Origin of the sequence: Pseudomonas sp. HMSC08G10 (genome assembly GCF_001808425.1) — a bacterium.
Taxonomy (GTDB): Bacteria; Pseudomonadota; Gammaproteobacteria; order Pseudomonadales; family Pseudomonadaceae; genus Aquipseudomonas; species Aquipseudomonas guariconensis.
This window is the reverse complement of record NZ_KV793300.1, coordinates 96,722-110,960: the sequence shown is the minus strand read 5'-3', so window position 1 is coordinate 110,960 and position 14,239 is coordinate 96,722. Positions and strand designations below refer to the sequence as shown.

Genomic DNA, 14,239 nt, shown 5'->3' with positions numbered 1-14,239 from the left:
AAGAGCCCCCTAGTCACTGACGGCCCGCCAATTCAGCCATTCGCTGCAACACCGCATGAAGGCCATTGGAGCGTGACGGCGAGAGCTGACGCTCCAGCCCCAACTGGGTAAACCAGCCGCGCAGATCGACCTGCGCCAGCTCCGCGCTGGGCAAACCCTGCACCCGCACCAGCAACAGCGCCAACAGCCCGCGCAACAGACGCGCGTCGCTACTGGCCTTGAAGTGCCACTGGCCGTCGACGTGCTCGGCCACTAGCCACACCAGGCTTTCGCAGCCGTGCACACGATGCTCATCGGTTTGCTGTGTTTCTGTCAGCGGCTCCAGGCGATCGCCCCATTGCATCAGTAACCGCGCCCGTTGCTCCCAACCCCGGGCCTGTTCGAAGTGCTCCAGCGCCTGGCTGGCGGCGGTAGGCAGGCTCATCGCAGCAGCTCCAGGCCTTGATCCAGGGCATCGAAGAACTGCTGCAGGTCATCGCTGTCGTTGTACAAAGCCAGGGACACGCGAATCGCCCCCTCCAGGCCCAGCCCTTTGAGCAGTGGCATGGCGCAGTGGTGACCGGCGCGTACGGCAATACCTTGCTCGGTGAGCAGATGAGCGATATCGGCATTGTGCACACCCTCAACCACAAAGCTCACCAGGGCTGCTTGTGGCGTGCCCAGGATGCGAATGCCTTCGCGATCGCCCAGGCCGCGCAGCAGGGAGTGGTGGAGGCTGGTTTCATGGTGGGCCACGGCGGTGGCGTCGAGGCTGGCCAGGTAGTCGAGGGTCGCCCCAAGGCCAATGACTCCGGCGATCGGTGGCGTGCCGGCCTCGAAACCCAGCGGTGCCGAACGGAAACTGGCGCTTTGGTAGTCGGCCAGTTGCACCATCTCACCGCCAAATTGCCAGTGACGCAGCTGCTCCAGTGCCTGCAGACGGCCATAGAGCACACCGACGCCTTCGGGGCCATAGAGTTTGTGGCTGGAAAATACGTAGAAGTCGCAGCCCAGTTGCTGCACGTCATGGCGGCCATGCACCACACCTTGGGCACCGTCGACCACCGTCAGCGCGCCTTGGGCGCGAGCATGGGCGAGCAGGGCCGGCAGTGGCTGCCAGGTGCCCAGCACGTTGGACAGCTGGCTTACCGCCAGCAACCGGGTGCGCGGGCCGATCAGTTGCAGGGCCTGGTCCAGGTCGATGCGGCCATGTTCGTCCAGTGGCAGTACCACCAGGCGCGCACCGCGCCGTCGCGCCAGTTGCTGCCAGGGCAACAGGTTGGCGTGGTGTTCCAGGGCGCTGATTGCAATTTCATCGCCTGCTTCGACGCGGTATTCCAGGCCATAAGCCAGCAGGTTGAGGGCCGAGGTGGCGCCATGGGTGAACACGATCTGCCGGGAATCTGCGGCGTTGAGCCAAGCGGCTACCTTGTCGCGGCTAGCCTCGAAGGCCTGGGTCGCCAACGCGCCAGGCAGGTGCTGGGCACGATGCACATTGGCTGCGCCATGGCCGTAGTAGTGGCTCAGGGCATCGAGCAAAACTTGAGGTTTCTGCGTGGTGGCGGCGCTGTCCAGGTAGGTCTGGTGCTGGCGTTGCAGGGCGGCGATGGCGGGGAAATCGGCACGCCAGGGGGAGGGCTGGAACATGATCGCGGGGCCTGGAATGAAAAATCGGGACTGACACGACGTCAGCCCCGATCTTATCACTTCAAACCCGGGCAGGTTCTCAGTTGTGGGCGTGCAGCGCCTCGTTCAGCTCGATGGCCGACTTGTGGGTCTTGCACTCCACCGCGCCGTTGAGCGAGTTGCGACGGAACAGCAGGTCGGTCTGGCCGGCCAGGTCGCGCGCCTTGACTACCTTGACCAGTTGGTTGTTCTCGTCCAGCAGGTTCACTTTGGTACCGGCGGTGATGTACAGGCCAGCTTCCACGGTGTTGCGGTCGCCCAGCGGGATACCGATACCGGCATTGGCGCCGATCAGGCAGCCTTCGCCGACTTTGATAACGATGTTGCCGCCGCCGGACAGGGTACCCATGGTCGAGCAGCCGCCGCCCAGGTCCGAGCCCTTGCCGACGAACACGCCTGCGGAGACGCGGCCTTCGATCATACCTGGGCCTTCGGTGCCAGCGTTAAAGTTGACGAAGCCTTCGTGCATGATGGTGGTGCCTTCGCCGATGTAGGCGCCCAGGCGTACACGGGCGGTGTCGGCGATACGCACGCCAGCTGGAACCACGTAGTCGGTCATCTTCGGGAACTTGTCCACCGAGAACACTTCCAGCAGCTCGCCCTTGAGGCGCGCTTCCAGTTGCAATTCGGCCAGCTCGCTCAGGTCGACCGCGCCCTGGTTGGTCCAGGCGACGTTCGGCAGCAGCGGGAAGATGCCGGCCAGGCTCACGCCGTGTGGCTTGACCAGGCGGTGCGAAAGCAGGTGCAGCTTCAGGTACGCCTCCGGCGTGGAGGTCAGCGCGCCGTCTTCAGCCAGCACGGTGGCGACCAGCGGCTTGTGGCTTTCGGCCAGGCGGGTCAGCAGTGCGGCCTGGGCGGCGTCCACGCCCTTGACGGCTTCAGCCAGCTGGGCGGCCTGGGCGTTGCTGAAGGCAATGGCCTGGTTGCCGCCTTCGTAGCCGAGGATCGGCGCGATGGCTGCGACCAGCTCGGCAGTCGGGGCGAGGACAGGTTGAGCGTAGAAGACTTCCAGCCAGGTGCCCTGGCGGTTCTGGGTGCCGACACCGAAGGCCAGGCTGAACAGGGTAGTGGACATGCAATTACCTCATGCGAATAAGGGGTTGAAGCGAAGGCGGTTCAGGCCAATGCCGCGGCGTACAGGTCGGGCTTGAAACCCACCAGGGTGCGGTCACCGAGATCGAGCACCGGGCGCTTGATCATCGAAGGCTGGGCCAGCATCAAGTCGACGGCCTTGGCCTGGTCGAGATCGGCCTTGCTGGCGTCGTCCAGCTTGCGGAAGGTGGTGCCGGCGCGGTTTAGGATCACTTCCCAGCCGTGCTCGTTGCACCAGCGGTTCAGGCTGTCGCGGTCGATGCCCTGGGTCTTGTAGTCATGGAAGGCGTAGCTGACGGCGTTTTCGTCAAGCCAGCTACGGGCCTTCTTCATGGTGTCGCAGGCTTTGATGCCGTAGAGAGTGTAAGCCATTGAATTCATCGGGGATCATTGGCTTCCCCAATCCTCCCCATGTTCTCCCGAAAGTCAGTCGCCGGATTATGCGGCATCGTTCCATTGAGCGCCACGGCTGTGGTCGCGCAGGGGTTGTCGCATCGAGAGGAGTAGCATTGTGTTACATATTGACAGGGCAGCTGCGACTATCGTGCAGCGGCTCTAGGTAGCGGAGCACCGCTAACATATTGTTTCAAAGGCTATCTCGCCTGCGCTGTCGTTTGTCCGTTCTAAAGAGGAAGCTTTGCCGATGCAGTCAGCCTATACCGTCCTTATCCTGCTGATGCTGGTGAGCTTGTCGAAACTGGTGGGGCGGGTGATTCCGCTGCCGCTTCCGCTGGTGCAGATCGGCGCCGGCGCTTTGCTGGCCTGGCCGACCCTCGGGCTGCACGTTGCGCTGGATCCGGAGTTGTTCCTGTTCCTGTTCCTGCCGCCCTTGCTGTTCGCCGATGGCTGGCGCATGCCCAAGCGTGAGCTTTGGCGCATCCGTGGTCCGGTGGTGGCACTGGCAGTGGGCCTGGTGCTGTTCACCGTGGTCGGTGCGGGTTACTTCATCCACTGGCTGCTGCCCAGCATTCCCCTGCCGGTGGCGTTCGCCTTGGCGGCGGTGCTTTCGCCTACCGATGCGGTGGCGGTGTCGGCCATCACCCAGGACCGCCTGCCCACGCCATTGATGCACATGCTCCAGGGGGAGGCGCTGATGAACGACGCCTCAGGCCTGGTGACCTTCAAGTTTGCCCTCGTTGCAGCTATCACTGGTGTGTTTTCCTTGGCCGATGCCAGCCTCACGTTCGTGCTGGTCGCTCTGGGTGGTCTGGGCGTGGGGGTGGTATTGAGCTGGCTGGTCGGGCGCCTGCGCATGTGGATGATCGCTCGGGGCTGGGATGACCCGGCGACCCACGTGGTGTTCATGCTGCTGCTGCCGTTCGCCGCTTATGTGCTGGCCGAGCGCCTGGGAGTGTCGGGCATCCTGTCGGCGGTGGCGGCGGGCATGATGCAGAGCTGGCTCGATCTGTTACCGCGCCAGACCAGCACACGTCTGCTCAACCGCAGCGTCTGGTCCCTGCTGGAGTTTGCCTTCAATGGCCTGATCTTCTTGTTGCTAGGGTTGCAGTTGCCGGACATCGTCAAGGCCGTGGTCACCGATGAAGCCACGGTTTGGCCGACCCTGGCTTGGCGATGCCTGGACGTGGTCGCCATTTTCGCGGCATTGATTCTGTTGCGTTTTGTCTGGGTGCAGAGCATCTGGCGCGCCATTGGGGTCGTGCGGCGCTGGCGTGGCAAGCCTGAACTGGTGCTGCTGCCGACGGCTCGCTCCTGCTGGTTGCTGACCTTGGGCGGGGTGCGCGGCGCCGTGACCCTGGCCGGTGTGATGTCGATACCTTTGCTGATGGGGGCCGGCAAGGCCTTCCCTGAGCGCGACCTGCTCATCTTCATTGCCGCTGGGGTGATCCTGCTGTCACTGATTTGCGCGGTGATCACCTTGCCGATCCTGCTGCGTGGCGTTACCCGCAGCCCGGATGATCGCTTGCGCCAAGAGGTACAGGAAGCTTGGCGACGCACTGCAGAAGCGGCGATCCACGCGCTGGAGGCGGAAGAAGTGATTGATGCCAACGCCGCTCAGGATGCAGCCCAGGCCACCATGGCCACCGAGTTGAAGGCGCGTCTGATGGCCGAATACCGTGATGAGCTGGACAGCTACAACGACTCGGCAGAGGCCAGGGCTCTGGCCGAGCAGATGGACCTGTTGGAACGTCGCCTGCGTCTACGTGCGCTGCGCGCCCAGCGGCTTGAACTGTACAACCTGCATCGCCAGCACTTGGTCGGCGATGAAGTGGTGCGCCAGGTGTTGGGCGAGCTAGACCTCAGCGAGGCGAACCTCGGCCAAGTGCGCTGAGGACATCAGTCATGGGGATAGGCCAGGCGCATGAATGTCAGGTCTTTGTCGCTCAGCTGACTGTTCAGCCCAACTTCCCAGTCGCCCAAGGTGTAGGCCTGGGGGACTGGGTAGTGCATGACTGAGCCGGGGTCGTAGTCGGTCTTCACCAGGCCGACGTCGTCACGTGTGCCGATCATTTCCTCCATGACGTGCTGGTGCGTCCAGCCGGGCATCGCGGTGACGCTTTTCAGCACCTCGGGCAGGTTCCAGGGAATGTTTGCGCCAGGGTGCTGATGTTCGTGCTCTGCGCCCAGGGCGTGGCCGAATTCATGCAGCACGACGTGTTCGAAACTCGCCTGCGCCGGTACAACGTTCAGGTTCATGGTTTCGCCCCTGGTTGTCAGCGCGTCGGTGCCCACGAGCGATTCGTTGTGTATCAGCGATGGGTGGGCACGTACCCGGATCTGTGCACGTGGGTCGTCATCCAGCGCAAGGTCGAGCGAGAGGTTGGCGTCGGATTCGTCCAGCCATTGGCTGGCCAGGTCGAAGATATCGTTTTTCAGGCGCCGGTCAGTCGAGCCCAGGAACGAGACCCAAAGGGTACGGCCCGGACGCCAGAGCTTGCCCTGCACGCCGAGGGCGCGTTTGCGGCGGTTGGCCAACGGTGCGTAGCCAGCGTTGCGAGGGTTTTCGGCGATCGCCAGGGCATGTGCTTGGCGCATGTCCAGAGGCGCGCGCCGACGAGGAAAGATCAATGAGGTCAAGGGAAAAGCTCCGCTAGGTCAAAGATGCGGAGCTTTTCCTGTTGCCGGTGGCTATGTGCGGTACTTATTGCTCACGGGCAGGTTCGCTGCCCGGCGCGTCGCATCTCAGCGAGTCAGGAAGGCGCGAATCCGTTCTGCCGCCTCGATGCACTCGGCCAACGGTGCGACCAGCGCCATGCGCACGCGGCCAGCGCCAGGGTTGACCCCGTCCACCTCACGAGACAGATAGGAGCCTGGCACCACAGTCACATGCTCGGCTTCGAACAGGTCGCGGGTGAAGTCAGCATCGCAGCCGGGCACCTTGGCCCACAGGTAGAAGCTGCCGTCGGGACGCTGCACGTCCATCACCGGCTGGAGAATGTCCAACACCGCGTCGTACTTGGCCCGGTACTGGTCGCGGTTCTCGCGCACGTGGGCTTCGTCCTGCCAGGCCGCCACGCTCGCCAGTTGGGTCTGCACCGGCATGGCACAGCCGTGGTAGGTGCGATAGAGCAGGAATGGCTTGATGATCTTGGCATCGCCAGCCACGAAACCGGAGCGCAGGCCCGGCAGGTTGGAGCGTTTGGACAGGCTGTGGAACACCACGCAGCGGGCGAAGTCGCTGCGGCCCAGCTCGGCACAGGCGCTGAGCAGGCCAGGTGGCGGCGCCTCTTCGTCGAAGTACAGCTCGCTGTAGCACTCGTCCGCGGCAATCACGAAGTCATGCTCGTCGGCCAAGGCAATCAGCTTTTTCAGGGTCTCCATTGGCACCAGGGCGCCGGTGGGGTTGCCGGGCGAGCACAGGAAGAGGATTTGGCAACGCTTCCAGACCTCGACCGGCACGGCGTCGAAGTCAGGGTTGAAACCATTGCTTTCCAGGCACGGCAGGTAATGCGGCGTAGCCCCAGCCAGCAGGGCCGCGCCTTCGTAGATCTGGTAGAACGGGTTGGGGCTGACCACCAGGCCGTCATCGGCGCGGTTGACCACGGCCTGGGTGAAGGCGAACAGCGCCTCGCGGGTGCCATTGACCGGCAGGATATGACGGTCGGCATCGAGCCAGCCGGCCGGTACACCGAAGCGTCGCTCGCACCACTGGCCGATGGCCTGGCGCAGGGCTGGCAGGCCGATCGTGCTCGGATACACCGCCAGCTTGTCGAGGTTGTCGGCCATGGCCTGGGCGACGAACGCCGGCGATTCGTGCTTCGGCTCGCCGATCGACAAGGCGATGGCACGCTTGTCCGCCGCAGGCTTCACGCTGCCCAGCAGGGCGCGGAGTTTCTCGAACGGGTAGGGCTGAAGCTGGGTCAGGGCATGGTTCATCGGCGCAAGGTCTCGTCAATCTAATCGTTAAAAGGTCACGCGGGTCGGGCTGGCGTCGCTGGCTTGGCCGGCCTGCAACTGCTTGATGATGGCCTCCTGCAAACGAAGGCACAGTTGCGGGTCGGACAGCGGTTGGTTGTCGGCATCGGTAATGAAGAACACGTCTTCCACGCGTTCGCCCAGTGTGGCGATCTTGGCGTTCTGCAGCGACAGGTCGAACTCCAGGAAGATCCTGCCGACCCTGGCCAGCAGGCCAGGTCGATCGGGCGCGGTGATCTCGAGGATGGTCACCGGCCGCTGGGCGTCGTTGTGGATGGTCACCTGGGGGGCGAAGGTGAAGTGCTTGAGCTGGCGCGGCACCCGACGCTGGATGATGGTCGGGTAGTCCTCAGGGTTGCGCAGGGCTTCGGTCAGGCCATCGCGGATCTGCTTGACCCGCTGCGGGTTGTCGCCGATCGAGCCGCCGTCGTTGTCCAGGACGATATAGGTATCGAGGGTGAACTGGCTGCTGGAGGTGATGATCCGCGCATCGTGGATGTTCAGGTTGAGCTGGGACATCGCGGCTACGGTCACAGCGAAGAAGTCGTGTTGGTCCGGCGCATAGATGAAGATTTGCGTGCCGCCTTCGAACTCGCGCTGGGTGGTTTCCTTGATCAGTACCAGGGGGCCGCCATCGGCTGGCTGCTGGAGAATCGCGTCGCTGTGCCAGGCGACGTCGGCGGCGGTGTGGCGCAGGAAGTAGTCGTCGCCCAATTGAGCCCAGAGCTGCTCCACGTCGTCCGGGTCGGTGCCTTCGCGGACCAGGATATCCAACGCCGCGGTCTGCGTCTGGCGGATCTGCTCTTCGCGGTCCAGCGGGTTTTCCAGGCCCCGGCGCAGGGCGCGCTTGGTCTCGGTGTAGAGCTGGCGCAGCAGGCTGGCGCGCCAGGAGTTCCACAGGCTGGGGTTGGTGGCGTTGATATCGGCCACGGTCAGTACGTAAAGGTAATCCAGGCGCGTCTCGTCGCCCACCAGCAGGGCGAAGTCGTTGATCACCTGCGGGTCCGAGAGGTCCTTGCGCTGGGCGGTGGTGGACATCACCAGGTGCTGCTGCACCAGCCAGACGATCAGTTTGCTGTCCCATGCTGGCAACTGATGGCGCTTGCAGAACGCTTGGGCATCCACCGCGCCCAGCTCGGAGTGGTCGCCCTGACGGCCCTTGCCGATGTCGTGATACAGGCCGGCGAGGTAGATCAGCTCGGGTTTAGGCAGGCGGCCCATGAGCTTGCTGGCCAGCGGGAATTTCTCCGACACCGGGGTGTACTGGAGTTTGCGCAAGTGCTTGATCAGGTTGAGGGTATGGGCATCGACTGTATAGATGTGGAACAGGTCGTGCTGCATCTGCCCGACGATCAGGCCGAATTCCGGCAGGTAGCGGCCCAGAATGCCGTAGCGGTTCATGCGCCGCAGGTTGCGATGGATGCCGATTTCGCACTTGAACAGCTCGATGAACAGGCTGGTGTTGCGGATATCGTTGCGGAACTTGTCATTGATCAGGTGACGGTGTTCGCGCAACTGGCGCACGGTGTCGGCGCGCACGCCCTTGATCTCCGGGTGCTGTGCCATCAGCACGAAGATCTCCAGCATGGCGAACGGCGTGCGTTTGAACACGTTCGGGTTGACCGCTTCGATGTAGCCATCGTGCAGGCGGAAGCGTGCATTGAGCGGCTGGGTGGTGCCGCTGTCTTCGTCAGCGAGGATGACTTCCTCGAAGTGCTGGATAATGAGGTCGCACAGCTGGCTGATGCTCATCACCACCCGGTAGTACTGCTGCATGAACTGTTCGATGGCCCGCTTGGGATTCTCGTCGCTGTAACCGAGCAGAGCGGCGACGCTGCGCTGATGGTCGAACAGCAGGCGGTCCTCGGCGCGCCCTGCAAGCATGTGCAGGGCATAGCGCACGCGCCACAGGAACGCCTGGGACGAAGCCAGCAGCTCGTTCTCGCTTTCCAGCAGGAAGTCTTCGCCGGCCAGGGCATGAAGGTTCAGGGTGCCGTACTGGCGGCGGGCCACCCAGAGGACGGTCTGGATGTCGCGCAGACCGCCCGGAGAGCCTTTGACGTTGGGCTCGAGGTTGTATTCGGTGTCGTTGTACTTGTGGTGACGGGCCTTGAGTTCGGCGCGCTTGGCCAGGAAGAACTCCTTGCTCGGCCACATGTGCTCGGTGCTGGTTACATCCAGCATGCGCTGGCGCAGGGCTTCAGGGCCGGCGATGGTGCGGCTTTCCATCAGGTTGGTGATGACCGTCAGGTCGGCGCGGGCCTGTTCGGCGCATTCATCGACCGTGCGCACGCTCTGGCCGACCTCCAGCCCGATGTCCCAGAGCAGCGTCAGGAAGCGCTCGATGGCGTCGCGGTACTGCTCATGCTCGGCGCTGTCGAGCAGGATCAGCAGGTCGATGTCCGACCAGGGGTGCAGCTCGCCACGGCCGTAGCCGCCGACGGCCACCAGGGCGATACCGGCCTGGTCGCGCCAGTCGAACTGGTTCCAGGCCTGTTGCAGGATGTTGTCGACGAACCAGGCGCGCGCCTCGATGAGAGGGCGGATCTCACAGCCTTCCCGAAAGCGCCGGTCGAGCACCGTGCCCGCCTGGCGGATGGCCTTCTTGAAGGCAGCGATGGGGCTAGCCTTGAGGGCCAGTTCCGCCTGGAACTGGCCGCGGTCGAACAGCTCGGGATCCACCTGGGTCATCGAGTCGCGTTCCTGTGTGATTGGCCCCGGGTCAGGCCGAGGTGCGCGGGAGGGTGTCGTCCTTGCGCAGGGTGAAGATCTCGTAGCCGGTAGCGGTCACCAGAATGGTGTGTTCCCACTGTGCCGAGAGCTTGCGGTCCTTGGTGATGGCGGTCCAGCCGTCGCCCAGCACCTTGGTGTCGGCCTTGCCTTGGTTGATCATCGGTTCGATGGTGAAGGTCATGCCTTCCTTGAGTTCCATGCCGGTGCCGGCGCGGCCGTAGTGCAGCACTTGCGGCTCTTCATGGAACACCTTGCCGATGCCATGACCGCAGAACTCGCGGACCACGGAGAAGCCATTCTTCTCGGCGTGCTTCTGGATGACCTCGCCGATGTCGCCCAGGCGGCAACCCGGTTTGACCAGCTCAATGGCCTTGTACATGCACTCCTGGGTCACCTTGGACAGACGCTCGGCCCACGGGGCGACGGTGCCGACATGGAACATACGGCTGGTATCGCCGTGGTAGCCATCCTTGATCACGGTGACGTCGATGTTGATGGTGTCACCGTCCTTGAGCGGCTTCTCGTTGGGGATGCCGTGGCAGACCACATGATTGATCGAGGTGCAGATCGACTTGGGGAAGCCTTTGTAGTTGAGCGGTGCCGGAATGGCCTGCTGGACATTGACGATGTAGTCGTGGCAGATGCGGTCCAGTTCTTCGGTGGTGACACCGGGCTTGACGTGTTCCTCGATCATCTCGAGGACTTCGGCGGCCAGGCGGCCGGCGATGCGCATCTTCTCGATGTCTTCTGCGGTCTTGATGGTGACGGTCATTACGGGCTCTCTACGGCGCCGCGAGGGCGCGAACAAACGGGAAAGGCCATATTCTATCAGAGGGTGGCTTCAAACCTAGCATTGAGCTGCAAGCTGCAGCCGTCTACATGCGATTTGCTTTGGCTTGTCGCTTGTCGATTCGAACTGTTCTGACTGGGTTCCGTTCGCTCGCGGTCTGTGGTATAAAATGCGCCGCTTTCGGGGGAGGTCCTCCGGAAGCTCAAACCCACACACGTGTCGACACGATGGCCTGGGTGCTCCGAGTCCGATGGGCTCGTGGGTTGGTCATTGGGATACGTGGAGGCCCAACCCGACTTATCAAGGAACTATCATGTCCCAAGTCAACATGCGCGATATGCTGAAGGCCGGTGTGCACTTCGGCCACCAGACCCGTTACTGGAACCCGAAAATGGGCAAGTTCATTTTCGGCGCGCGTAACAAGATCCACATCATCAACCTGGAAAAAACCCTGCCGATGTTCAACGACGCTCTGTCGTTCGTAGAGCGCCTGGCCCAGGGCAAGAACAAGATCCTGTTCGTCGGCACCAAGCGTTCCGCTGGCAAGATCGTCGCCGAGCAAGCTGCTCGTTGCGGTTCGCCATACGTTGACCACCGCTGGTTGGGCGGCATGCTGACCAACTACAAGACCATCCGCGCTTCGATCAAGCGTCTGCGCGACCTGGAAACCCAGGCCGAAGACGGCACTTTCGCCAAGCTGACCAAGAAAGAAGCCCTGATGCGCTCCCGCGACCTGGAAAAACTGGATCGCAGCCTGGGCGGCATCAAGGACATGGGCGGTCTGCCTGACGCACTGTTCGTCATCGACGTTGATCACGAGCGCATCGCGATCACCGAAGCCAACAAGCTGGGCATCCCGGTCATCGGCGTTGTCGATACCAACAGCAGCCCTGAAGGTGTTGATTACATCATCCCAGGTAACGATGACGCCATCCGCGCCATCGAGCTGTACATGACTTCGATGGCTGACGCCGTCATCCGTGGCCGCAACAACGTTGCTGGCGGCACCGAAGTCTACGCTGAAGAAGCGGCGGCACCAGCTGCCGAGTAATTGACGCCTGCGTCTACTTGGCACGCAAAAAGGGGGCTTGGCCCCCTTTTTGCCACCTGAAATCCTCCTGTCAGCATCCCGTCGCATCCTGTAGTGCGCTGACATCAAGACAGTGGATTTCCAGAATTGAACGCCCGTGATGAGCGGGTGGAATGGTTGAAAAACTTTCCAAGAGGATTTTGAAATGGCAGCAATTACTGCAGCGCTGGTAAAAGAACTGCGTGAGCGTACTGGCGAAGGCATGATGGATTGCAAGAAGGCCCTGGAAAAGGCCGGCGGCGACATCGAGAAAGCCATTGATGATATGCGCGCTTCGGGCGCCATCAAGGCTGCCAAGAAGGCTGGTAACGTTGCCGCTGAAGGCGCTATCGCCGTCAAGACCGACGGCAAATCCGCCGTCCTGCTGGAAGTGAACTCGCAGACCGACTTCCTGGCTCTGCAAGACGACTTCAAGAACTTTGTTGCTGAAAGCATCGAAGAAGCCTTCGCCCAGAAGCTGACCGACGCAGCCCCGCTGATCGCCTCGCGCGAAGCCGCTCGTGAAGCCCTGGTCGCCAAGTGCGGCGAGAACGTCAACATCCGTCGCCTGGCGCGCGTTGAAGGTGACGTTGTCGGTGCCTACCTGCACGGCAACAAGATCGGTGCCGCTGTCGTCCTGAAAGGCGGCGACGTCGAGCTGGCCAAGAACATCGCTATGCACGTTGCAGCTTCGAACCCGGAGTTCCTGCTGCCGTCGGAAGTCTCGGCCGAAGCCATCGAGCGCGAGAAGGGCGTCTTCCTGCAGCTGAACGCTGACAAGATCGCTGGCAAGCCAGAAAACATCGTCGAGAACATGATCAAAGGTCGTATCTCGAAGTTCCTGGCCGAAGCCTCGCTGGTCGAGCAGGCGTTCGTCATGAACCCGGAAGTCAAAGTCGGCGAGCTGGCCAAGAAGGCCGGTGCTGAAATCGTTTCCTTCACCTACTTCAAGGTCGGCGAAGGCATCGAGAAGCCTGTCGACAACTTCGCTGAAGAAGTTGCCGCCCAGGTAGCTGCCGCCAAGCAGTAAGACGGACTCGTCTGTCGCCCCAAAGAGGCTGCCCGCTCACGCGCGCAGCCTCTTTGTCAAACCGGAGCCGGGTTTATCCGGCCAGGCTCCGCTGGCGCTGAAGCAGTGCCACGCTACAGTTAGCAGGCTGTTACCCAGCCCGCGCAGAATTTACTTAAGACGCCGCAGGAGAGACTCGCAATGGCCCAGCAGGTGAGTGGTCGCCAACCTCGCTATAAACGCATTTTGCTCAAACTTAGCGGCGAGGCCCTGATGGGCTCGGAAGAATTCGGGATCGACCCGAAAGTACTTGATCGCATGGCCCTGGAAGTCGGTCAGTTGGTCGGTATCGGTGTCCAGGTCGGCCTGGTGATCGGTGGGGGCAACCTGTTCCGCGGCGCAGCGCTCAGCGCAGCCGGCATGGACCGCGTCACCGGTGACCACATGGGGATGCTGGCGACCGTGATGAACGCCCTGGCCATGCGCGACGCGCTGGAGCGCTCGAACATCCCGGCCTTGGTCATGTCCGCCATTTCCATGGTCGGCGTCACCGATCATTACGACCGTCGCAAAGCTATTCGTCACCTCAACTCCGGGGATGTGGTAATTTTCTCCGCCGGTACCGGCAACCCGTTCTTCACCACCGACTCCGCAGCCTGCCTGCGTGCCATCGAAATCGATGCTGATGTGGTGCTGAAGGCGACCAAGGTCGATGGTGTCTACACTGCCGATCCATTCAAGGACCCGCACGCCGAGAAGTTCGATCACCTGACCTACGATGAGGTCCTGGATCGCAAGCTCGGTGTCATGGACCTGACCGCAATCTGCCTGTGCCGCGACCACAAGATGCCATTGCGGGTATTCAACATGAACAAGCCTGGCGCCCTGCTGAACATCGTAGTGGGTGGCGCTGAAGGTACTCTGATCGAGGAAGGCGAAGCATGATCAACGACATCAAGAAAGACGCTCAGGAGCGCATGGGCAAGTCCATCGAGGCCCTGGGCCGCAACCTGGCGGCGATCCGCACCGGTCGCGCCCACCCGAGCATCCTGGATAGCGTCAAGGTGCCGGCCTGGGGTAGCGAGATGCCGCTGAACCAGGTGGCTGCTATCACCGTCGAGGACGCCCGTACCCTGAAGATCGTGGCCCACGACAAGAACCTCAGCGCCGCCATCGAGAAGGCCATCCTGACCTCCGACCTTGGCCTGAACCCGTCGAGCGCTGGCACCACCATTCGTGTGCCGATGCCAGCCCTGACCGAGGAAACCCGTAAGGGTTACACCAAACAGGCCCGTGGCGTTGCCGAAGATGCCAAGGTTTCGGTGCGTAACGTGCGTCGCGATGCCCTGGCCGATCTCAAGAAGCTGGCCAAGGACAAGGAAATCAGCGAAGACGAAGAGCGTCGCGCCGCCGACGAGCTGCAGAAGCTGACCGACAAGTTCATCGCTGAAGTCGACAAGGCTCTGGAAATCAAGGAGAAGGACCTGATGGCCGTTTGAGGCCAGGG

General features: G+C 62.5%; 13 protein-coding genes. 5 read left to right on the top strand and 8 right to left on the bottom strand.

What is annotated here, in order from left to right; all coding sequences use genetic code 11:
* Positions 1 to 13: 13 nt before the first annotated feature.
* The 4 genes from HMPREF3173_RS08740 to HMPREF3173_RS08725 form a co-directional block, all read right to left on the bottom strand.
* Complete coding sequence (locus HMPREF3173_RS08740) at positions 14 to 424, bottom strand: SufE family protein (protein ID WP_043208900.1); 411 nt, start codon at positions 422 to 424, stop codon at positions 14 to 16.
* Positions 421 to 1,626, bottom strand: coding sequence for a cysteine desulfurase (locus HMPREF3173_RS08735; RefSeq protein WP_070572383.1), 1,206 nt, complete (start codon positions 1,624 to 1,626; stop codon positions 421 to 423). The genes HMPREF3173_RS08740 and HMPREF3173_RS08735 overlap by 4 nt, the downstream gene beginning before the upstream one ends.
* A gap of 79 nt (positions 1,627 to 1,705) precedes the next feature.
* The gene (dapD, locus tag HMPREF3173_RS08730) at positions 1,706 to 2,740 is read right to left on the bottom strand and encodes a 2,3,4,5-tetrahydropyridine-2,6-dicarboxylate N-succinyltransferase (RefSeq protein ID WP_070572381.1); all 1,035 of its coding nucleotides are present in this window, start codon (positions 2,738 to 2,740) and stop codon (positions 1,706 to 1,708) included.
* Positions 2,741 to 2,781: 41 nt separating this feature from the next.
* A complete protein-coding gene (locus HMPREF3173_RS08725) occupies positions 2,782 to 3,129 on the bottom strand; it encodes an ArsC family reductase (protein ID WP_139146831.1) in 348 nt (115 codons plus the stop codon).
* A gap of 271 nt (positions 3,130 to 3,400) precedes the next feature.
* On the opposite strand from HMPREF3173_RS08725, the gene HMPREF3173_RS08720 reads away from it, so the two are divergent.
* Positions 3,401 to 5,047, top strand: a complete 1,647-nt coding sequence (locus HMPREF3173_RS08720) for a Na+/H+ antiporter (RefSeq protein WP_070572378.1) — start codon at positions 3,401 to 3,403, stop codon at positions 5,045 to 5,047.
* A gap of 5 nt (positions 5,048 to 5,052) precedes the next feature.
* Here the strand turns inward: HMPREF3173_RS08720 and HMPREF3173_RS08715 are convergent, their stop codons facing one another.
* The 4 genes from HMPREF3173_RS08715 to map all read right to left on the bottom strand — a co-directional run bounded on the left by HMPREF3173_RS08715 (position 5,053) and on the right by map (position 10,636).
* Positions 5,053 to 5,793, bottom strand: a complete 741-nt coding sequence (locus HMPREF3173_RS08715; protein WP_139146830.1) for a zinc metalloprotease — start codon at positions 5,791 to 5,793, stop codon at positions 5,053 to 5,055.
* Positions 5,794 to 5,898: 105 nt separating this feature from the next.
* On the bottom strand, positions 5,899 to 7,092 hold the full coding sequence (gene dapC / locus HMPREF3173_RS08710) for a succinyldiaminopimelate transaminase (protein ID WP_070572373.1): 1,194 nt from the start codon (positions 7,090 to 7,092) through the stop codon (positions 5,899 to 5,901).
* Positions 7,093 to 7,119: 27 nt separating this feature from the next.
* A complete protein-coding gene (locus tag HMPREF3173_RS08705) occupies positions 7,120 to 9,822 on the bottom strand; it encodes a [protein-PII] uridylyltransferase (RefSeq protein ID WP_043208884.1) in 2,703 nt (900 codons plus the stop codon).
* A 31-nt stretch (positions 9,823 to 9,853) separates the two neighbouring features.
* Entirely contained in the window at positions 9,854 to 10,636 is a 783-nt protein-coding gene (gene map / locus HMPREF3173_RS08700; protein WP_043208882.1) for a type I methionyl aminopeptidase, read from the bottom strand.
* A gap of 331 nt (positions 10,637 to 10,967) precedes the next feature.
* Here map and rpsB point away from each other — a divergent pair, with 331 nt between their 5' ends.
* The 4 genes from rpsB (at position 10,968) to frr (ending at position 14,231) form a co-directional block, all read left to right on the top strand.
* Positions 10,968 to 11,705 (top strand): 30S ribosomal protein S2, encoded by a 738-nt coding sequence (gene rpsB / locus HMPREF3173_RS08695; RefSeq protein ID WP_043208878.1) that lies wholly within the window; start codon positions 10,968 to 10,970, stop codon positions 11,703 to 11,705.
* A gap of 184 nt (positions 11,706 to 11,889) precedes the next feature.
* Positions 11,890 to 12,753: a translation elongation factor Ts gene (tsf, locus tag HMPREF3173_RS08690; protein WP_043208875.1), complete on the top strand. Its 864-nt coding sequence runs from the start codon at positions 11,890 to 11,892 to the stop codon at positions 12,751 to 12,753.
* Between the two features lie 180 nt (positions 12,754 to 12,933).
* A complete protein-coding gene (gene pyrH / locus HMPREF3173_RS08685) occupies positions 12,934 to 13,677 on the top strand; it encodes a UMP kinase (protein ID WP_043208871.1) in 744 nt (247 codons plus the stop codon).
* Positions 13,674 to 14,231, top strand: coding sequence for a ribosome recycling factor (gene frr / locus HMPREF3173_RS08680; RefSeq protein ID WP_043208868.1), 558 nt, complete (start codon positions 13,674 to 13,676; stop codon positions 14,229 to 14,231). The genes pyrH and frr overlap by 4 nt, the downstream gene beginning before the upstream one ends.
* Positions 14,232 to 14,239 lie beyond the last annotated feature (8 nt).

Bases quoted from the DNA above. Each gene is read 5' to 3' on its own strand.
- HMPREF3173_RS08740 (WP_043208900.1), bottom strand. From the start codon at position 424: ATGAGCCTGCCTACCGCCGCCAGCCAGGCGCTGGAGCACTTCGAACAG.
- HMPREF3173_RS08735 (WP_070572383.1), bottom strand. From the start codon at position 1,626: ATGTTCCAGCCCTCCCCCTGGCGTGCCGATTTCCCCGCCATCGCCGCC.
- dapD (WP_070572381.1), bottom strand. From the start codon at position 2,740: ATGTCCACTACCCTGTTCAGCCTGGCCTTCGGTGTCGGCACCCAGAAC.
- HMPREF3173_RS08725 (WP_139146831.1), bottom strand. From the start codon at position 3,129: ATGGCTTACACTCTCTACGGCATCAAAGCCTGCGACACCATGAAGAAG.
- HMPREF3173_RS08720 (WP_070572378.1), top strand. From the start codon at position 3,401: ATGCAGTCAGCCTATACCGTCCTTATCCTGCTGATGCTGGTGAGCTTG.
- dapC (WP_070572373.1), bottom strand. From the start codon at position 7,092: ATGAACCATGCCCTGACCCAGCTTCAGCCCTACCCGTTCGAGAAACTC.
- HMPREF3173_RS08705 (WP_043208884.1), bottom strand. From the start codon at position 9,822: ATGACCCAGGTGGATCCCGAGCTGTTCGACCGCGGCCAGTTCCAGGCG.
- map (WP_043208882.1), bottom strand. From the start codon at position 10,636: ATGACCGTCACCATCAAGACCGCAGAAGACATCGAGAAGATGCGCATC.
- rpsB (WP_043208878.1), top strand. From the start codon at position 10,968: ATGTCCCAAGTCAACATGCGCGATATGCTGAAGGCCGGTGTGCACTTC.
- tsf (WP_043208875.1), top strand. From the start codon at position 11,890: ATGGCAGCAATTACTGCAGCGCTGGTAAAAGAACTGCGTGAGCGTACT.
- pyrH (WP_043208871.1), top strand. From the start codon at position 12,934: ATGGCCCAGCAGGTGAGTGGTCGCCAACCTCGCTATAAACGCATTTTG.
- frr (WP_043208868.1), top strand. From the start codon at position 13,674: ATGATCAACGACATCAAGAAAGACGCTCAGGAGCGCATGGGCAAGTCC.